General features: G+C 47.8%; 21 protein-coding genes. 15 read left to right on the forward strand and 6 right to left on the reverse strand.

Annotated features, from left to right (window positions below; genetic code table 11):
- Positions 1–80 precede the first annotated feature (80 nt).
- The 3 genes from EL268_RS05425 to EL268_RS05435 all read left to right on the forward strand — a co-directional run bounded on the left by EL268_RS05425 (position 81) and on the right by EL268_RS05435 (position 3222).
- A complete protein-coding gene (locus EL268_RS05425; protein WP_047073393.1) occupies positions 81–710 on the forward strand; it encodes a helix-turn-helix transcriptional regulator in 630 nt (209 codons plus the stop codon).
- 319 nt (positions 711–1029) lie between these two features.
- A complete protein-coding gene (locus EL268_RS05430; RefSeq protein WP_106653584.1) occupies positions 1030–2271 on the forward strand; it encodes a DUF4073 domain-containing protein in 1242 nt (413 codons plus the stop codon).
- A gap of 171 nt (positions 2272–2442) precedes the next feature.
- Positions 2443–3222, forward strand: coding sequence for a TIGR01457 family HAD-type hydrolase (locus EL268_RS05435; RefSeq protein ID WP_106653585.1), 780 nt, complete (start codon positions 2443–2445; stop codon positions 3220–3222).
- On the opposite strand, the gene EL268_RS05440 is transcribed toward EL268_RS05435, so the two are convergent.
- Positions 3217–3732 (reverse strand): phosphatidylglycerophosphatase A family protein, encoded by a 516-nt coding sequence (locus tag EL268_RS05440; RefSeq protein WP_106653586.1) that lies wholly within the window; start codon positions 3730–3732, stop codon positions 3217–3219. The two genes, EL268_RS05435 and EL268_RS05440, sit on opposite strands and share 6 nt — an antisense overlap.
- 164 nt (positions 3733–3896) lie before the next feature.
- Between EL268_RS05440 and EL268_RS05445 the strand changes: the two genes are divergently transcribed.
- From EL268_RS05445 to EL268_RS05455, 3 genes are read left to right on the forward strand one after another with little or no spacing between them, the layout of a single operon-like run.
- Positions 3897–4982, forward strand: coding sequence for a protein kinase family protein (locus EL268_RS05445; RefSeq protein ID WP_106653587.1), 1086 nt, complete (start codon positions 3897–3899; stop codon positions 4980–4982).
- Positions 4939–5898: a 2-hydroxyacid dehydrogenase gene (locus tag EL268_RS05450; protein ID WP_106653588.1), complete on the forward strand. Its 960-nt coding sequence runs from the start codon at positions 4939–4941 to the stop codon at positions 5896–5898. The genes EL268_RS05445 and EL268_RS05450 overlap by 44 nt, the downstream gene beginning before the upstream one ends.
- A complete protein-coding gene (locus EL268_RS05455; RefSeq protein ID WP_106653589.1) occupies positions 5895–6815 on the forward strand; it encodes an alpha/beta hydrolase in 921 nt (306 codons plus the stop codon). The genes EL268_RS05450 and EL268_RS05455 overlap by 4 nt, the downstream gene beginning before the upstream one ends.
- A gap of 51 nt (positions 6816–6866) precedes the next feature.
- Here the strand turns inward: EL268_RS05455 and EL268_RS05460 are convergent, their stop codons facing one another.
- Positions 6867–7094 carry a NifU family protein gene (locus tag EL268_RS05460; RefSeq protein ID WP_007715787.1) on the reverse strand — a complete coding sequence of 76 codons (228 nt, stop codon included), beginning with the start codon at positions 7092–7094 and terminating at the stop codon, positions 6867–6869.
- A 195-nt stretch (positions 7095–7289) separates the two neighbouring features.
- Here EL268_RS05460 and EL268_RS05465 point away from each other — a divergent pair, with 195 nt between their 5' ends.
- The 7 genes from EL268_RS05465 (at position 7290) to EL268_RS05495 (ending at position 13142) form a co-directional block, all read left to right on the forward strand.
- A complete protein-coding gene (locus EL268_RS05465) occupies positions 7290–8213 on the forward strand; it encodes a PLP-dependent cysteine synthase family protein (protein WP_047072992.1) in 924 nt (307 codons plus the stop codon).
- Between the two features lies 1 nt (position 8214).
- On the forward strand, positions 8215–9348 hold the full coding sequence (locus tag EL268_RS05470) for a bifunctional cystathionine gamma-lyase/homocysteine desulfhydrase (protein WP_106653590.1): 1134 nt from the start codon (positions 8215–8217) through the stop codon (positions 9346–9348).
- Between the two features lie 29 nt (positions 9349–9377).
- A complete protein-coding gene (locus EL268_RS05475) occupies positions 9378–9713 on the forward strand; it encodes a YuzD family protein (RefSeq protein WP_047072988.1) in 336 nt (111 codons plus the stop codon).
- Between the two features lie 227 nt (positions 9714–9940).
- The gene (locus EL268_RS05480) at positions 9941–10834 is read left to right on the forward strand and encodes a hypothetical protein (protein WP_106653591.1); all 894 of its coding nucleotides are present in this window, start codon (positions 9941–9943) and stop codon (positions 10832–10834) included.
- A 146-nt stretch (positions 10835–10980) separates the two neighbouring features.
- Positions 10981–11322 carry a hypothetical protein gene (locus EL268_RS05485; protein WP_106653592.1) on the forward strand — a complete coding sequence of 114 codons (342 nt, stop codon included), beginning with the start codon at positions 10981–10983 and terminating at the stop codon, positions 11320–11322.
- A gap of 139 nt (positions 11323–11461) precedes the next feature.
- On the forward strand, positions 11462–12367 hold the full coding sequence (locus tag EL268_RS05490; protein WP_106653593.1) for an ATP-grasp domain-containing protein: 906 nt from the start codon (positions 11462–11464) through the stop codon (positions 12365–12367).
- Between the two features lie 16 nt (positions 12368–12383).
- Positions 12384–13142 (forward strand): carbon-nitrogen hydrolase family protein, encoded by a 759-nt coding sequence (locus EL268_RS05495; RefSeq protein ID WP_106653594.1) that lies wholly within the window; start codon positions 12384–12386, stop codon positions 13140–13142.
- 113 nt (positions 13143–13255) lie between these two features.
- Here the strand turns inward: EL268_RS05495 and EL268_RS05500 are convergent, their stop codons facing one another.
- The 3 genes from EL268_RS05500 to EL268_RS05510 form a co-directional block, all read right to left on the reverse strand.
- Positions 13256–14116: an MBL fold metallo-hydrolase gene (locus EL268_RS05500; RefSeq protein ID WP_106653595.1), complete on the reverse strand. Its 861-nt coding sequence runs from the start codon at positions 14114–14116 to the stop codon at positions 13256–13258.
- Positions 14117–14198: 82 nt separating this feature from the next.
- On the reverse strand, positions 14199–14669 hold the full coding sequence (locus EL268_RS05505) for an NUDIX hydrolase (protein WP_106653596.1): 471 nt from the start codon (positions 14667–14669) through the stop codon (positions 14199–14201).
- A gap of 78 nt (positions 14670–14747) precedes the next feature.
- A complete protein-coding gene (locus EL268_RS05510; protein ID WP_106653597.1) occupies positions 14748–15815 on the reverse strand; it encodes an NAD(P)/FAD-dependent oxidoreductase in 1068 nt (355 codons plus the stop codon).
- A 173-nt stretch (positions 15816–15988) separates the two neighbouring features.
- Here EL268_RS05510 and EL268_RS05515 point away from each other — a divergent pair, with 173 nt between their 5' ends.
- Positions 15989–16252: a DUF1450 domain-containing protein gene (locus tag EL268_RS05515; RefSeq protein WP_047072975.1), complete on the forward strand. Its 264-nt coding sequence runs from the start codon at positions 15989–15991 to the stop codon at positions 16250–16252.
- A gap of 104 nt (positions 16253–16356) precedes the next feature.
- On the opposite strand, the gene mqnE is transcribed toward EL268_RS05515, so the two are convergent.
- Positions 16357–17460, reverse strand: a complete 1104-nt coding sequence (gene mqnE, locus EL268_RS05520; protein WP_047072973.1) for an aminofutalosine synthase MqnE — start codon at positions 17458–17460, stop codon at positions 16357–16359.
- A 337-nt stretch (positions 17461–17797) separates the two neighbouring features.
- Between mqnE and EL268_RS05525 the strand changes: the two genes are divergently transcribed.
- Complete coding sequence (locus EL268_RS05525) at positions 17798–18019, forward strand: aspartyl-phosphate phosphatase Spo0E family protein (RefSeq protein ID WP_056491752.1); 222 nt, start codon at positions 17798–17800, stop codon at positions 18017–18019.
- Positions 18020–18162 lie beyond the last annotated feature (143 nt).

Below are 18162 nucleotides of genomic sequence, written 5' to 3' on the forward strand. Positions count from 1 at the left end.
GATATTTTATACAAAAGACTTTCGTTTGTTTACTAAAACGTCTTCATCCACTACAATAGGGAGAAAGGACGGTGATACGTATGACAAACGAAGGAACGTCCACTCGTGATCAAATCCTGCACATGCTCAAAGTCAAAGGTTCACTCCCTGTCAGCGACATGGCCGTCGAGCTAGGGATTACGGAAATGGCGGTACGCCGTCATTTGAACACCCTGGAGAGAGATAATTTGATCAAGTCTACGCTTGTTCGCCAAGCGATGGGACGCCCAACGAATGTTTATTCATTGTCGCAGGAAGCAGACGAACTGTTCCCGCGCAATTATTCTCATTTGACATTAGATTTTTTACAAGACATAAAGGAAATCGACGGTTTGTCCAAAATAGAGATGCTATTTAGACGCCGCGAGAATCGCTTGGAGGAGACTTATCGCTCCCACATGCAAGGCGACTTGGAAAATCGTGTAGCAAAGCTGGCCGAGCTGCAAAACGATAAAGGCTATATGGTGGAATGGGAAAAGGACGAAAATGGAGACGGCTATCGGATCCAGGAGTTCAATTGCCCAATCTCGCAAGTAGCTCGTGAATTCAACCAAGCGTGTAGCTGTGAGCTGTCCTTGTTCCGTCGGGTTTTGAAAGCCAATGTCGAGCAAACCACGTGCATGGCAAAAGGCGGAGACAAATGCGTGTTTCACATCAAGGAAGCGAAATAAACGGTCCATAACGAAAGTCCACTCGAATCGGGTGGATTTTTTTCTTTTGTTTACAAGAATTTCCTGATGCGCAGGTACAGGATTCGGTTAAGGCCCTGTGCCTTTTTTTCTATAATCAAGCAGGCATTAAGTACCTTTTTGCTCCATTCTAGCAATCTTAATGTTGTTTTAACGTTTTCTTTATGTTGGACATTTACTATTTATGGTGTAAAAAACAACAAAAAACACAGAAAAACAACAGAAAGGCGGAATGATATCAGGATAATACTGGTTAACCGGATAGCCGTCGTGACGAAAAACAGATGAGGAGAGATCCGTAATGAAAAAAATGGTATCAAGTATAGCCGCTTCTGCCATCTTGTTGGGTGGAATCCTGCCAGTCGTTGATTCCGCTCATGCAAATGACAAATTTTCTGAGAAAAAGATGACGATGACATTTGACGTGATCAGTGACATCCAAGGTGACCTCCGAGATTTTGGTCACGTTTTGCGAGACATCAATGAGGAAAATCCAAAGTCCGAAGCGCTGATCATTAACGGTGATATTACTCCTCGCGGCTACGATTTTGAATATCAAGCCGTGCAAGATGTGCTCGATAAAAATCCTCACCCTGACAACGTGTGGTACAGCATCGGTAATCATGAGTTTTATGTGCCGAAGTGGAAGAATCCCCAAACGCTTGCACAAAGTACCTGGCCAAACGGCACAACGGAAGAAGAGTTGTTCGATAACTTCTACCAATTCAGCGGAGAAGACAAGGTTTATCACCAAAAAGAAATCAATGGATATCCCTTTCTCTTCCTCGGCACAGAAAAATACATGAAATACCACGATCCAAAATTGTGGGATGAAGTATACATGAGCGACGAGCAACTGGATTGGCTGAAAGAAAATCTGAAGCATTACAGCAAGCAGGACAAGAATAAGCCCATTTTCGTATTCTCCCACCATGTGCTTCCGGACAGTGTCTCCGGCTCCAGACAAAATCCATACTTGAACGATTACCTGAATGTGGACGAGCTCCTTGACATCTTGAAAGACTACCCGCAAGTCGTTTTCTTCACGAGTCACACCCATTGGGATCTGAACCTTCCGGACTGGGCAGGCAAAAAGAAAGTCAAAGGCGGAGACAAACGCGGTTTTACCGTCGTAAACACGGGCGGCATTGAAACGGGATGGATGTCAGCTGGTCCAGACGGCGGCGAAAAAGTCACGCCGGATGGAGGGGCTTTCAAGCAAGGGCTGCGCTTGCAAGTGTACGGTGATGATGTCGTCATCCAAGCGTATGACTATCAACACGACAAAGTAATTAAGAAGCTCGGCATCCGTAATGGAAAAATCGAGCAGTTGGCGCCGGATGTACAGGCAGATGATGATGATAATGTGCTTGTCAACGCGACGCAATACATGGAGTACGCAGTTGGCAAGCAAAAAAACTGGCGGGATTTTGATCCCGAAAATCCTCCGACATTTCCAGGAAACCAGGTCGTGTATGTCCGTCATAAAGGGGAAATGAACCTGGAAGACGGCACGCCAATGATGGTCAAATTCAAGAAATAACAAGGTCTTAAACCATTGAAATCGTGGCTTTAAGTGGAAGAGACTAGACAAAAAGCAGGAAGCGGCTGAAGGCCGTTTCCTGTTTTTTTGCGATAGGTAGGACGAAGGTTTACACTAAGAGGGGAGAGCTTGTACAACCGGCTTACTACAACAGATGGGAGATGGAACAACGTGAAACAATATAAAGGCTACTTGCTTGATCTGGATGGAACAATTTATCGGGGAAAAGAAGCGATTCCGGGAGCAGCAGCATTCATCACCCACTTAAAAACTCATCAGATTCCGTATTTGTTCCTGACCAACAATTCTTCAGCCTCTGCACAGCACGTCGCAGAACGGCTGGTAGCAATGGGCATAGAAGCACAAGCTCGGGACGTGTATACCACGAGCATGGCGACCGCTACCTATTTACGAGAGCAGGCACCAGCGGGTACACGCGTCTACGTGATTGGAGAGGCAGGCTTGCATGATCAGCTGACGGATGCAGGCTATGTGATGACAGAAGAAGATCCGGCTTATGTCATTGTCGGGATCGATCGTGCGTTTACGTATGAAAAACTGGCGATCGCTGCACGTGCTATCCGTGCAGGAGCAACTTTTATCGCTACAAATGCAGATGCTGCCCTGCCGACAGATGCTGGTCTGTTCCCCGGCAATGGTTCACTGGTGGCAGCCGTCTCTGTTGCCTCCGCGACCAAACCTATAGTGATTGGCAAACCGGAGTCCATCATCGTCCGTTACGCTCTGAATCAGCTTGGTACTGCAGCGGCTGACACGCTGATCGTCGGGGACAATTTGTATACGGACATTGAGGCAGGTGCCAACAGCGGCTTGGACAGCTTGCTCGTTTTGACCGGCTATTCCACACGCGAAGAAGCAGACAAGCATCATGCTGCGCCTACCCATATTGCGGTAGACTTGCCTGAATGGCAGCGACGAATCTCACTATGATTCTGCGCATTCTTCCTGCTGCTTCTGGCGGTGGGCAATGCGGCTGGAGGCGGCGGCTGCGACCGCTCCGACGAGATCGTCCAAAAAAGTATGGACACCAAAACGCTTGTCGTTGAGTTCGGCGAGTTTGCCGTGCTTCAGCTTGTCTACATAACCGAAGTTGGTGAATCCGATGCTCCCGTACAGGTTGACGATGGCGAGGGCGAGTACCTCGTCTATGCCGTATAGCGGCTCGTCTGTTTCAATAATCGCCTGGAGCGGGGGCAGCAGCTGCTTTTGTTCTGCGAGGATGTCGAGCTGAATCCCGGTCAGCAACGCATTTTGGACCTCGCGTTTTTTCAAGACGGACGCCACACTGTCGAGACACAGGTCCAAGGAGATGTCCGGGATGTATTTCGACTGCAGGAACATGACAATTTCAGCAATGTCGTTCAGACTGACTCCTCGTTTTTCCAAAAGCTCAATAACGAAGTCCAGACAACTCTCGCTATTTAGTGGATGCTCACTCATGCTTGTGGTTCCTCCTTTTTCACGTGCGTGTTCAAAAAGTCGACTTTTCAGCACCCAGAAAGTCGGCATGAATGCATCTAGTATCTGCATACAGATAGGCACCTATCCCGATCTAACGACATACAATGCCAGAAGAGCAGTATGCAAGGAGGGTGAACAACTGTATGGAAGAAAAAGAGCTTCTTCAGGAGAAGTATGGTTTTGAACTCCAGGGATATCGGACGACGGGGGCAAGCAAGGTACTGGAAACGGATCGAGGCCTTTACTACATGTTCGAGGCGCCAGCCGGATATAAATACAAAAGCAAGTTTATTGAGAAAGTAAAAAAACATTTGAGTCAACAGCAAAACATTCGCTTGTTAAAGCTGGTGAACACAACAAGCGGGCAGGCTCACATCGTCGATGATGAGCAGCTTTACTATTTATACAGAGGCGTGCGAGAGGCAGTGCCCGAGAATCCATATTATGCCAGTGGTCAGTCACTCGCAAAGTTCCATCAGGCCACGAGTGATTTTTCATCTGACAAGATGTTTATCCCCTACAGCTCTCTTGGCAACTGGCCGAGCATGTGGCGCAAAAAGCTGCGGAATTTTAATGAATACCGGGATGAAATGGATGAGGAAAATGTAGAGCTGGCGCCAATGGATGAATATTTGTTGACCTGCTTCACGTACATTACTCAGCTCGGTGAATTGTCCGTTCAATATTTGTTGGATGCCGGATACGATAAAGTCGTGAAGGAAACAGCGAGTCTCGGGAAAGTAGCCTACCAAAATTTTGATCAAGGGTATATGCTATGGAAAGAGAAGGATGTACGTCTAATGGCAGGTGAATGGAACTGGGTTCTTGATATGCGTACTCGCGATGTGGGGCAGTGGATTAAAGCCGAGACAAAGAGAAACGGCTGGAATGAAGAGGCTGTGTCCAGCTTTCTCGACGGCTACAACAGCGTCTCTGCTCTGCTGCCAGCTGAATATGCCGTGATTTATGCACTCATGCTCTACCCAGGCAGGTTTTTGAAGCTCGTCGAGACTTACATGGAGTTGCCGGTAGAAGAGCGCCAAGAAGTCAACATCCAGGCATGGCAAACGCAGCTGGAAGACGAGCTAACCAAAATGGAAGACGGACTTCGAAAGTTCCCACTATTCATTGCACAGCGTTATGACGTATCCATTCCACAAATTGATTGGTTGTGGAGGAAAAAAGATGATCAAGCAACAAGTTTTCGTTACGAGGAAACTCAATCCTGAAGTGATCGCGATGCTTGAAAAAGTAGCAGTGGTCGAGCAATGGACAAAAAATGCTCCGATCCCGCGCGAATTGTTGCTGGAAAAGATTGAACATGTAGATGCCGTCTTGACCATGCTGACAGAACGAGTGGACGAAGAATTTTTGGCGAGTACAAAACGACTCCGAATCGTGGCGAACATGGCGGTCGGTTACGACAATATTGATTTGGAAGCGTGCAGACGACACGAGGTCATCGTAACCAACACGCCCGATGTGCTGACGGAGTCTACAGCCGATTTGGCTTTCGCTTTATTGATGGCAACAGGCCGCCGATTGACGGAAGCCAATCGATTTTTATTGCAGGGGGAGTGGACATCGTGGAGTCCGACCCTCATGGCTGGACAAAATGTACATGGTTCGACTCTGGGGATTATTGGCATGGGGCGGATTGGAGAGGCTGTGGCGAGACGCGCCAAAGGATTTGGCATGCGAATTTTGTATCACAACCGGAATCGCAAACCGCAGGCAGAGCAAGAGACAGGAGCACGATATGCCGATTTGGCGGAGCTACTGCAAGAGTCCGATTACGTCGTTCTGCTTACACCGCTGACAGCGGACACACGCATGTTGATGGGGGAAAAACAATTTTCGCTCATGAAAGAAACCGCAGTGTTTATCAATGTTTCTCGTGGTGGGACAGTAGATGAGGCCGCACTGTATCAAGCGTTGGTAGACAAAAAGATTTGGGCGGCAGGCCTGGATGTTTTTGCGGTCGAGCCTGTCCCGATGGATAACCCGCTCTTGCAACTGCCGAATGTAGTAGCATTGCCGCATATCGGTAGTGCAACTGTGCAAACGAGGGCGGAGATGGCGAGGCTGGCTGCTGCTAACATCGTAGAGGTGCTAAGTGGAAGGGGACCACTGACTGCCGTATGAACACGTTCTTTGTTTTCATTACAGGCCTCTTCGTGCTTCTCTTGATTGCAGCAGTAGCCGTTTCGTTTCACGTAACCTGGCGCTTGACGCATCCTGTACGAAAGCCGATTCACATGGAACCCCGAGATTTTGGAATTGAACAGGTCGAGCCCGTTGTTTTTTCGAGCAGGGAAACGACGATCTCGTTGGCTGGATGGTACTTGTCGGCAGAAAAAAATGGGCGAGTTTCGAATGGGAATACGCTGATCTTTGCTCACGGGTACAGTCAAAACAGATTAGAGCCACATTTGCCAGCGTTGTCTCTGGCTGCAAGACTTGTCGAGGCTGGCTTTGATGTATTGCTGTTCGACTTTCGGAACGCAGGGGAGTCCAGCGAAGCACTGACTACAATTGGTCTACGTGAACAGCAAGACCTGCTTGGGGCCATCGATTTTGCAGCAGCGAAGAAGCCAGAGCACAGACTTGGTCTTGTCGGCTTTTCCATGGGGGCGGCAACCTCTTTGATGGTTGGCGGAGTGGATGAGCGCATCACTGCGATTGTGGCAGATTCACCGTTCTATTCCTTGCGTGAATACTTGGCTGAGAACTTGCCGCAGTGGACGGGCCTGCCCCGCTTTCCATTCAACTGGCTCATCCTTACCTTATGTCCTGTTTTGCTTGGAGCCAACCCGCGAGACGTCAATCCGTATCAGGCAGTCAAGCAAGCGAACAAACCGATTCTTTTTATACACGGGACAGGCGATACAACGATCCCCATGGTAAACAGCGAACGACTCTTTGAGCTGACCCAAGACGAAGATTCCGAGATTTGGATCGTACCGCGAGCGGGTCACGTCCGCAGCTATGCGTTAGTTCCTGACGAATACGGGAAGCGTGTCATTGCCTTTTTGGAAAAAGGAAGGGGAAAGGGGAAATGAAAAAAGCAGCTACGCGGTTGCTGTAGCTGCTTTCATGTCGATGTGACTGGATTAGAATACTTGTTGAACTTCTTTGATGCCTGGGATTTCTTCCACCAGTGCACGCTCGATTCCTGCTTTCAGGGTGATGGTAGAGGAAGGGCAGCTACCGCAAGCACCCATCAGGCGCAGCTTCACGATGCCATCTTCTACATCAACGAGTTGTACGTCTCCGCCGTCACGTTGCAGGTAAGGACGCAGTTTATCGAGAACTTCTTGTACTTGATCCATGATATCCATGTTACATTCACTCCTTTCCAACCTCTCCTTTATTATAATCATACTATGGTGAGAAATCCATGGCTTACATGCCCTGTTGACACTTTGAAGTTCCGCTGACACACCGAAGTTTAGTAGCATGGACTTTTTGTAATCTTTGCATGTTATAATAAAAAAGAAAGAAGCAAGTACTTCAATATAAGGAGTCAGATCTTCGTGAACGTATTTCGCAATGTGAAGGAACTGATTGGTAATACGCCGATCGTCGAAATTACACAATTTGAGCTCCCAGAGGGTGTCCGCTTGTTCGCCAAACTGGAATATTTTAACCCAGGCGGCAGCGTAAAAGACAGACTCGGCATGGAGTTGATTCGTGCCGCAGAAGAGAACGGCCAATTGGCCCCAGGTGGTACCATTATTGAACCGACAGCAGGAAATACAGGCATTGGTGTAGCGCTGGCCGCTGTAGGAACCGGTTATAAAGTCATTTTCTGCGTACCAGCGAAGTTTTCCGAGGAAAAGCAAGAGCTGATGCGTGCCCTCGGAGCAGAAGTCGTCAATACACCGACAGAGCTGGGGATTAAGGGTGCAATCGCCAAGGCAAAAGAACTCGCAGAATCGATTCCAGGTGCTTTTGTTCCACAGCAATTTGCTAACCCGGCGAATCCAGACGCACACTACAAAACAACAGGTCCGGAAATTTGGAGTCAAATGGACGGCCAAGTACACGTATTTGTGGCAGGCGCGGGCTCTGGCGGTACTTTCATGGGTGCTGCTCGCTACTTGAAGGAACAAAATCCAAACGTAAAAACGGTCATTGTCGAGCCAGAAGGTTCCATCTTGAATGGGGGAGAATCCGGCCCGCACAAAACAGAAGGGATCGGCATGGAGTTTTTGCCTCCGTTCATGGATACGAGCTACTTCAACGCCATTCACACGATTCTCGATGTGGAAGCATTCGATCTGGTCAAGCAGCTGGCTGCCAAGGAAGGCTTGCTCGTAGGCAGCTCCTCAGGTGCAGCCATGGCAGCGGCACTGCGCGAAGCAAGAGAAGCAGCTCCAGGGACAAACATCGTTACACTGTTTGCTGACGGCAGCGAACGTTATCTAAGCAAGAAAATTTACCAGGGAGGAATTTAAGATGCGTATCAAAACTCGTCTGATCCACGGCGGAATCGATGGAGATCCACATACGGGAGCCGTATCCGTTCCAATTTACCAGGTAAGCACTTATAAACAGGAAGCAATTGGCGTTCACAAGGGCTTCGAATACTCCCGTACCGGGAACCCGACCCGTCACGCATTGGAAACATACATCGCAGAAATCGAAGGCGGCGCACGCGGCTTTGCATTTGGTTCTGGTATGGCTGCACTCTCCACGATCCTTTCGCTGTTCAACAAAGGCGACCATCTCGTGGTAGGTGACGATGTATACGGTGGTACTTACCGTGTCGTTACGCGCGTATTCTCCCGTATGGGTCTGGAAGCAACCTATGTAGATACGAGTGATCTGGCAGCAGTTGAGGCGGCAATTCGCCCGGAAACCAAAGCCATCATTATGGAAACACCGACAAACCCGCTGCTGAAAGTAAGCGACATCAGCGCGTTGGCAGGCATCGCGAAAGCAAAAGGCGTACTGCTCGTGGTAGACAACACGTTCATGACACCATACTGGCAAAATCCGCTGGATCTCGGGGCTGACATCGTGTTCCACAGTGCAACGAAATATTTGGGCGGACACAGCGACGTAGTAGCAGGTCTGGTTGTAGCAAAAGATGCCCAAGTGGGCGAAGACCTCCATTTTGTGCAAAATGCAATTGGCGGTGTGCTTGGACCACAAGATTCTTGGCTCTTGCTCCGCGGTATGAAGACGCTGGGAATTCGAATGGAAGAGCATGAGCACAATGCACGTACGATAGCAAAATGGCTGTCTGAGCGCAGCGACATCAAGCGCGTGATCTATCCTGGTCTGTCCAGCCATTCCGGTCATGAGCTGATTCAAAAGCAAGCGCGTGGCTTTGGCGGTATGATTTCCTTCGACGTAGGCAGCGCAGAGCGTGCTGACGAAGTGTTGGCAAAGGTAAAATACTACACGCTGGCAGAATCGCTGGGTGCAGTGGAGAGCTTGATCAGCGTACCTGCACGCATGACACATGCTTCTATCCCGGCAGAACGCCGTGCTGAGCTGGGCATTACGGATGGCTTGGTGCGTATCTCTGTTGGTATTGAAGATGTGCAGGACTTGATCGAGGATCTGGACCAAGCATTGTCCTAAGCTAGCTGACCCGGGGGAGGGCGGATATAGTGACTGTCGATATCAAGGTTTTTGGGACAGAGCAATTGTGCGCAAGCTGCGTCAATTTGCCATCTGCAAAGGAAACAGCCGAGTGGCTGGAGGCCGCACTCTCTCGCAAGTATGGGAGTGACAGCATCCGCATCGTTTATAGCGACTTTCAACAGCCGCAGACAGACGATGACAAAAGCTGGGCGAATCGCATTATCGAGGAAGATTTATGGTATCCGCTTGTCGTAATTTCCGGGGAAATTGTCGGTGAGGGAAATCCGAAATTAAAGGATATCTATGAAAAGCTGGAGAGCATGGGCGTGCAGCCGATTGCTTCGACAGCAGATGCCGAATAAAAGGAGCGACCAGATGCTTACGTCTGGTCGTTTTTTTGATATTTTAAAATCCAGTTGAAATCACATCGTTCATGTATCAGCACTTCAAAGTGTGCTGGATAACGTGAAGGAACGTGCTGTTTACTATTTGTATATCATTCGTAAACCTTTTGTAACGAAATAGATCAGGCTTCGTCCTATAGTAGTAAATGTAACCAATAACTTACCATCTAGTGGAGGCCATAACGATGAATAAAAAATGGATGAAGCCTGTTACATATTTGCTGCTTGCAGGAGTTGTAGGCGTAGCTGGATTTTCTGCAATGAATACACAGGTAGCACACGCAGACTCTGAAAAAGGAAAGCTGTTCTCTGCGGCAGCTGAATTGAAGCTCGCGAAAAACACCTATGTGATCGATCAAAAAACGGCTGATGTGAATGGCGATAAGAAGGATGACGTCGTATACCTGATTGGCGAAAAAGAAAAAGCGGATGACATCTATTCCTCCAATATGAACATCGTAGTGAAAGACGGAAAATCCGGCGCGTATAGCCAAACAGCTATCAAAGAGCTGGGCGGTTATGAAGGGGAGCTGACTCTCGTAGATTTCACAGGTGATCATGTTGCCGATGCCTTCGTGAAAACAGCGACTGGCGGAAGCGGTGGTGTTTACAGCCACGTAATCGCTACCTTTGAAAACAACAAGCCAGCCGTGATTTTTGGTGAAAAGGAAAACGAAGGAATCCGTTACGAGGGGAAATTCGTGGATGGCTTTAAAGTAGAGGGCAAAGGCTCCCACCTGGATAAGCCGCTGACGCTTGACGTTAGTGCCAACCAGGATGTATACGTAGCGGCCAAGCTGTATGACAAAGCAGGGAAAGTACAGCCAACCGAAGATGCTGTTTCTGTATTCTCCTATCCATTCGGTTCTTTGACTCCAGTCGATATGGATACGAACGGTACATTTGAGCTGGTAGGGGAGCAACGACTTGTAGGTATGAACAACACTGATACCGTTTCCCGCATCAACTCCGTATGGGGCTACCAAGGGGAAGGCAAATGGAATCCATGGGAAGTAGAGTATTCTACTTTCTTGAAAAAACACCCGGGTGAAGCGATCAACACGATGATTGAAAAGTAAAAAATTGTAGAGCTTGATAAAACAGCCTTCTTTTCATGACGGAAATGAAAAAGGAGGCTGTTTTTCGTTGCCAGCGAATGGTTCTACCAACCGACTTTTTCTCATATGGATTTTGGGTACAGGGGTAACCAAAGGAGGAAGAGCGGATGGACCAACCGATTGCTCGCTACTACGAGTTGAAGGAAATTCAAAAGCAGGTAGAGGAAGAGTTGAACGAGCTGCGCAGTAAACTGATTGAAGCTTACAGCGAAGCAGGCAGCGCAGAGGAAGGCGATTACAAGCTGCTGATCTCCTATCAGGAGCGGCGAGAATACAACGATGAGCGCCTTTACAACGCCTTGCCAGATCCTTCGCTTTGGCGCCTCATGTCGAAGGCGGATACCGGGAAAATTTCGAGCTTGCTCAAGCTGAATGTCATCCAAGAGAAGATACTCGCAGACACCTTTGAACCAAAAAAAGTACCTGTTTTACGTGTTCAAAAGCGATAAGCCAGCAAAATGAGAGAGCCGTCAGGAATAGTCTTGACGGTTTTTTTGCATGGGAAGAATTATTTTGTATAATGGAATGATATTAAAAATTCCTGTTTTCTCCTTGTTTTTCTCTAGCATTTGGAGGAGGATCGTGCAGATGAAAGTCTTATTTTGCAGCCAGCCATTTCAAGAAAACAAAGTCGATGAAACCTACGAATATGAGTATATGTGCGCAAAACAACTCGGTTTTGACATTCATCTGATCAGCTTGGAACAACTGATATACCAGGACAACCCGTTGGCGGCTGTGAAACAAATCCAACCCTCTCCTGAAAAAGTAATGGCTATCTACAGGGGATGGATGCTAAAACCGTTCCTGTACCAAAAATTGTACGACGCCCTGCTAGCCAAAAATATAGCGTTAATCAATACACCCGAAAAGTACGTGCATTGCCATTACCTGCCTGAATCTTATGAAGTCATCAAAGATTTCACACCACTGTCAGTCTGGCTGCACAAAGAAGAGATAGACGCGTCATTTGAAAACGTGCATCGGATCGTAAATAGATTTGGACAGGCTCCGATCATGATCAAAGATTATGTGAAATCTCGAAAGCACGATTGGAATGAGGCTTGCTATATTCCCGATGCTTCCGATAAAGAAAAGGTACAGCAAGTGACCAGTCGATTTTTGGAGCTGCAACAGGATGAGTTGAATGAGGGAATCGTCTTTCGAGAATTTGTGAAGCTTCAATTTTTGACCCATCACTCGCAGAGCAAAATGCCATTATCTCAGGAATATCGCGTTTTCTTTTTGGATGGCGACCCCATGTACATGGCGAATTACTGGGAGGAAGGACAATATGACGATACGCCGCCAGACCTCCAGCCATTTTTAGAAGTAGCGAAAAAAATCAAGAGCCGCTTTTTTACTATGGACATCGCCAAGCTGGAAAATAGCTCGTGGACTATCCTCGAGCTGGGGGATGCACAGGTGTCTGCTCTGCCTGAACAGGCTGATAGATTTGAATTTTTCACGAGGTTAAAAAGAAATCTTCCATAGAAAGAGGGATTTCCCCATGAAAATAGGCTTGGCTCAGACGAGGTTTCCCCAATCAGCGTCGGAGGGGCTTGAAATCATCAAGCAGCAGATAATCAACGCTGCGCAAAACAATTGCGATCTAATTTGCTTTCCTGAATCGGTGATTCCGGGGCTGCGCGGTGTAGGCTATGAAGTAGAAGCATACGATCATGAGGTACAACGGAGAGCTTTGGAAGAGATCCGTGCTCTGGCGAAGGAACGCCAGCTCGCCGTCATTTTACCGATGGAATGGAAGGATGAGCGAGGCTATCATCTAGTCGCCTTTGTGGTGGGGAAACAGGGAGAAGATCTTGGGCTGCAAATCAAAAATCAGATCGATCCTGATGAGGATCAGTTTGACTATGTCCCGGGCGAAGGGCGCCAATTGTTTACGATAGAGGGTGTGTCGTTTGGCATTGTCATTTGCCATGAGGGATGGCGATATCCAGAGACGGTACGGTGGGCGGCACGCCGTGGAGCGAGCATTGTTTTCCATCCGATGTTTACAGGGGAAGTCAGCAATCCCGATTTTTACAATGGGGCAATGGTTTGCCGAAGCTTGGAAAACAACATCTACTTCGCCAGCGTGAACTACGCGATTCCGAATCAACGAGTGACGACGACGCTGATCTCACCTACGGGAGAACGGCTATGTGTGGCAGCTTCAGGGGGCGAGGAACTGCTTGTGTACGAGATTGATCCTGTGAAAGCTACGCGAATATTAGCCCAGCGCTTCCAGCCTGAGTTGGTTGAATAGGGGAGGTATCGTCTTACCTTGAGAAAAGACAGTGAATCATAGAATTCGATAAATAACCATCACCAACCAAAAAAACTGACGTCATACGATCCCGACGTCAGCTTTTTATCAGTCTACATCTCCATCTCCACATAACGTCCATACTTGGGGACAGCTACCCGATCAAACTCCGCAGCCAATTGGACTAAACCATCGGCCAACTCCTGACCATACATAGGTGGACCGTGACCAGTGATTGCATACGCAGGGGCGAGAGCTGCTAGCTTTTCGACGGATTGCCGAGCTGCCTGCCAATCGGTTGTCAAATAAACAGGAGGACCGGTCAATTGTTTTTGCTGGGTCACGACTTGGTACAACGAGTCCTGCTTCACCGTAACAAAAGCGTCCCCTGCGAGGAGAGTCCTGTCTTCATCACGAAAGAAGGAAATGTGCCCGGGCGAATGTCCAGGTGTATGTATCCAGCGCCATCCAGGCATTCCGGGAACACTCCCGTCTTCGGGCAATGGATGAACATGGCTGCCCAAATCGATTGGTTCATTTGGAAACAACGGCGACAGCTTCGCAAGCAGCCCGCCCTCAACAGTTGCATCTGGTTCAGGATAGTATTGTTGTCCGGTCAAATAAGGGATTTCAAGCGCATGGGCATAGACGGGAACCTTCCACGCTTTTACGAGCTCGACGACTGCCCCGACATGATCGAAATGACCGTGAGTGAGCATGATGGCTCTCGGCTTGGCTTCCTCACCAAAGCGCTCCCGGGCAATCTCGATGATTTGTTCCGCCGATTGTGGCATCCCTGCATCAACCAGAACCCATGATTTTGAATCCCCGACCAGCGCGATGTTCACAATTTGAACGGTGTAGCACTCTACATCTGGTCTGACTGTCTCTTCGACTCCACTTCGAAAGGACGTCATCGGCATGTAATTGTCAGCTAGCGTATCTTTCATATCCTCATAAGTGTTTGTCTCCACTAAAAAACCTCCAAGCTGGTTTTTTCGGTCTACGATATTATGCCGATTCAGCTTGGAGATTATCATCCTGATGTTTTTCGAATTATTTGACGATAGGTCCCGCAAGTCCTTCCGCCCAATCTAATATAAATGCCGCTTGTCCGGGATTGAGAGTTTGTGGAAGGCTGTCCCTTGTAAAAAACGCATGTTCAGAGCTCTCAGGACCTTCCTGCTTTAGATCCCCATGATACGAGGTTACTCGAAAGATGATTTGCACGCTGAACACCTTGTCGCCGTTCGGGTATTCTCTGCAACCCGATGGGCCGGAGTATATTCCAAACAGCTCTGGCGCTTCAATGATCAGATTGGTTTCTTCTTCTACTTCACGAAAGAGAGTTTCTATAAAGGTTTCCCCGATTTCCATGAGACCTCCAGGCAGACACCAGTTGTTCTGGTCTTTACGCCGCTGTAGCAAAATACGTCCAAGCTCGTCCTCGATGATCGCGCCGCAGCCTACGGTTATCAGCCGTTCTTGCCCGATCAGGCGGCGCATCGTTTGAATATAATCATTCATTTGGAAAAATCACCCTTTCTATTCTTGGATTATACAAAAAGAAAACCTGTTAGACCATCCGGTCAACAGGCTTGTGCACTATCCCATATGCTTTTTGTACATCCATAGCTGACCGCTCTTGATGACACGAGCCATCTGACCGACCAGAGACATTTTTCCCATGCTGGCAAAGCCTTCCTTTTTGCCGAGGGAACCGAGGAAGCCTTTGTGCTTGAGAGCAGGCAATGAAGCTGGATACTCCTCGCCTTTGATGTCTTTTTTCAACATCAGGGCAATTTGATCGCCTTGGATCTCAGCGGTTTGTGCGCTCGGCGCGATGATCGTGCTTGCACAGTCACCTACGACATACACGTTCGTATGGGATGGGATTTGATGATACTGATTTAGTTTGGCGCGTCCGATGTTGTCTGTTTCGATCGGCAGAGAGCGCACGATTTTGTTCGCTTGAATACCTGCTGTCCATACGATAACATCACTTTCAACAGGCTGGTTGTGGTTGTACACGATCCCTTGCTCGATGCCAGTGACATTTGCCATGGAAACAAGCTGTACATCGTGCTCAATGAACCATTGAGATGCATATTCCTGAAGTTTTTTCGGGAATGGGCTTAAAATGCTTTGACCGCGGTCGATGATGCGTACATTCAGGTCGGGACGGCTCTCGCGCAGCTCAGCAGCCATTTCCACCCCGGAAAGACCACCGCCCACAACGCTAACCGTGCCGTATGGGTTCACATTATTGATTGCCATGTATGTGTTGCGAGTAGCTCCCATGGTTTGAATCGAACATGTAAATTGATCAGCACCAGGGATATCATGGTAACGATCCTCACAACCCAATCCGATTACAAGCCAATCGTAGGAGAGGGTGTCCCCGTTAGCAAAATTGACGACCTGCTCGTCCAATTCCACGCCAGCAATTTCACCGTATTTGACGGTCAGGCGTGGATCGTTTGGAAAATTAACACGCAGGTGAGATTCCGGTGTAGTACCTGCCGCCAGAGCGTAATACTCTGTTTTCAAGCCATGAAACGGCATACGGTCTACGAGGGTTATAAACACGTCATCTGGTAAATCAGGGGACAGGACTCGCTCAATAATACGAAGACCCCCGTATCCTCCTCCAAGGATCACAAGTCGTTTCATAGAAGGTCTAGTCCTTTCTTCTGTCCGTTTTTTACAGCACCCACTCTATTTTTAGTCTCTTTCACTAAAAATGCAAGCAGAATCTTTTTCCCGTTTTCTTCGCTGGATTTTTATCAAAGTCGCGGTACAATATAGTACGTGATGATGTCGAAATAATCGGTAGGTGACAATAGATGAAACCACTAGTAGAATTTTGCGCGAGCAATGTTTCCTCTTATACGCAATCCGTCGTGGATGCATTGGAAAATGATCCCGATCTGGATGTGGACGTACTCGAGTACGGCTGTCTGGGGTATTGCGGTGAATGCTACATGGAGCCATTCGCGCTCGTAAACGGTACTTTGGTACAAGCGCCAACAGCCGATGAATTACTGGTGAAAATCAAGAATAAATTACGGGAGGAAGAAGAGCTGCTGGATGCAGATTTTCCTCTGTAAGTTGTTCTCTTAGGATGTTCATTGGGGAGCATGATCAACCGCGCACGTACCAAAATAGTAAAGCTGATGCCCACGTGATAGGGAGCATCAGCTTTTTTTATGGATTAATGTTCTTTGATCACGTTGTAGAAGGTATCGCGTTCCAGTGCGCGTTTTCCTGCGCCTTTGATCAACCAAACCAACTCATCTACAGTCAGAGCTTGCTGGGTGAGTGCACCGGCTGAGTGGCTGATGCGCTCCTCGATCAAGGTTCCGTGAGCATCGGAAATTCCCATTTGCAGAGAAAGCTGTGTGAGCTGGGTACCGATGTTGATGAAGTATGCTTTGATATGCTGGAAGTTATCGAGCATCAGACGGCTGATCGCCATCGTTTTCAAATCATCAATCGCAGAGTTGCGGCGCTTGATGCCAGCTGTTGCTTTGATCGGTTGAACAGCTAATGGAATGAACACCATGAAGCCGTTTGTGTCATCTTGCAGCTCGCGCAGGCGGAGCATATGGATCACGCGCTCTTCCAATGTCTCGATGGAGCCGTACAGCATGGTGGTATGTGTTTTCAAGCCCAGCTCATGAGCGGTGCGGTGTACTTGCAGGTACATATCTGTGCTTGCTTTTTCCGGGCTCATTTTCATACGATAGCGCTCAGTCAAAATCTCGGCGCCACCACCAGTAAGGCTTTGGAGACCAGCTTTCATCAGCTCTTGCAAAACCTCGCGGATGGATAGACCGGAAATGCGGGAGAAGAACTCAATCTCTGCACCTGTGTACGATTTAATCGTCACATCCGGGTACGCTTTTCTCAAGGTACGAAGGGTGTCGAGGTAGTATTCAAATGGCTTGTGCTGGTTATGTCCGCCAACGATATGGAATTCACGGATACCCGGATGGAAGCGAGTTTCTACATAATGAAGCAACTCTTCCATGCTCATCGTGTAGGCACCCTCATCCCCTTCATCGCGGCGGAAGCCACAGAATTTGCAATGAGCTTCACACACGTTCGTTGGGTTGATGTACAGATTTTGCAAAAAGTAAACGTTATCCTGATTCTTGCGATAGTTAACAACGTTAGCCAATTGTCCAATCGTCAAAAGATCGTTGGAATTAAAAAGGGTGACACCGTCTTCCAAGGTAAGTCTTTCGCCATGCATAACTTTTTCTGCGATTCCGGCGAGAGATTTGTCTTGTATGGCAATCGTTTCAAGCGCCATTCCAAACACGTCCTTTCAAAGTCAATGGTTCTTAGATGAAAGAGCTTTAATCCAGTCATACCCAATCGATATTCGTTCCATGGGAGTGGAAAGGCTCTTAGGAATAGAGTAAATCTCGGGCAACAAGAGCACCTATATTATAAACCTCTTGGTAAGTACGAACAATATCATAAGTTCACCAACTCTCTTGTAGGAAGTCATGAATGTAAAAACATAACAATTACCGTCGTATTTTTGGTATATTTTCGGAAATAAAGGAATTTTTGTTTGCGAAATTCTAGCTGTTCTTGTAAAATATAGTAAGAAAGCCTGATCTATTCACTAGGAGGAGCTTCAAATGCGGGACGTTTTGCTCGAGAAAATCGAACTCCTTCGACAGCGTATGGTAAATATGGGGTTAGAGTTTGGGTTAGATCATCCAGATGTCCTAGAATACAGTATACAAATTGATCAACTACACAACGAACTGAACCAGATCGATCATAGTCTGTCTAAGGCAGAGAACCGGAAGAAAGCGTATAGATTTTATTTAATGGAAAACAATGCACACTTTGCATAGGAAGGGGAAACCCTTCTTTTTTATTTGGAAAGAGAGAATGAGCGCGTAAAGTGCAGGGGAACCTTGTGAGAAGAAGCGTTTCTTAGTAAACTGAATACAATGGTTATAACAAGTGCAGGAATGATGAGCCTGTGAAGGAGGGA

The sequence above is a fragment of the Brevibacillus brevis genome (genome assembly GCF_900637055.1).
In the GTDB taxonomy this organism is placed as follows: Bacteria; Bacillota; Bacilli; order Brevibacillales; family Brevibacillaceae; genus Brevibacillus; species Brevibacillus brevis.

Bases quoted from the DNA above. Each gene is read 5' to 3' on its own strand.
- EL268_RS05425 (WP_047073393.1), top strand. From the start codon at position 81: ATGACAAACGAAGGAACGTCCACTCGTGATCAAATCCTGCACATGCTC.
- EL268_RS05430 (WP_106653584.1), top strand. From the start codon at position 1,030: ATGAAAAAAATGGTATCAAGTATAGCCGCTTCTGCCATCTTGTTGGGT.
- EL268_RS05440 (WP_106653586.1), bottom strand. From the start codon at position 3,732: ATGAGTGAGCATCCACTAAATAGCGAGAGTTGTCTGGACTTCGTTATT.
- EL268_RS05445 (WP_106653587.1), top strand. From the start codon at position 3,897: ATGGAAGAAAAAGAGCTTCTTCAGGAGAAGTATGGTTTTGAACTCCAG.
- EL268_RS05450 (WP_106653588.1), top strand. From the start codon at position 4,939: ATGATCAAGCAACAAGTTTTCGTTACGAGGAAACTCAATCCTGAAGTG.
- EL268_RS05455 (WP_106653589.1), top strand. From the start codon at position 5,895: ATGAACACGTTCTTTGTTTTCATTACAGGCCTCTTCGTGCTTCTCTTG.
- EL268_RS05460 (WP_007715787.1), bottom strand. From the start codon at position 7,094: ATGGATATCATGGATCAAGTACAAGAAGTTCTCGATAAACTGCGTCCT.
- EL268_RS05470 (WP_106653590.1), top strand. From the start codon at position 8,215: ATGCGTATCAAAACTCGTCTGATCCACGGCGGAATCGATGGAGATCCA.
- EL268_RS05480 (WP_106653591.1), top strand. From the start codon at position 9,941: ATGAATAAAAAATGGATGAAGCCTGTTACATATTTGCTGCTTGCAGGA.
- EL268_RS05485 (WP_106653592.1), top strand. From the start codon at position 10,981: ATGGACCAACCGATTGCTCGCTACTACGAGTTGAAGGAAATTCAAAAG.
- EL268_RS05490 (WP_106653593.1), top strand. From the start codon at position 11,462: ATGAAAGTCTTATTTTGCAGCCAGCCATTTCAAGAAAACAAAGTCGAT.
- EL268_RS05495 (WP_106653594.1), top strand. From the start codon at position 12,384: ATGAAAATAGGCTTGGCTCAGACGAGGTTTCCCCAATCAGCGTCGGAG.
- EL268_RS05505 (WP_106653596.1), bottom strand. From the start codon at position 14,669: ATGAATGATTATATTCAAACGATGCGCCGCCTGATCGGGCAAGAACGG.
- EL268_RS05510 (WP_106653597.1), bottom strand. From the start codon at position 15,815: ATGAAACGACTTGTGATCCTTGGAGGAGGATACGGGGGTCTTCGTATT.
- EL268_RS05515 (WP_047072975.1), top strand. From the start codon at position 15,989: ATGAAACCACTAGTAGAATTTTGCGCGAGCAATGTTTCCTCTTATACG.
- mqnE (WP_047072973.1), bottom strand. From the start codon at position 17,460: ATGGCGCTTGAAACGATTGCCATACAAGACAAATCTCTCGCCGGAATC.
- EL268_RS05525 (WP_056491752.1), top strand. From the start codon at position 17,798: ATGCGGGACGTTTTGCTCGAGAAAATCGAACTCCTTCGACAGCGTATG.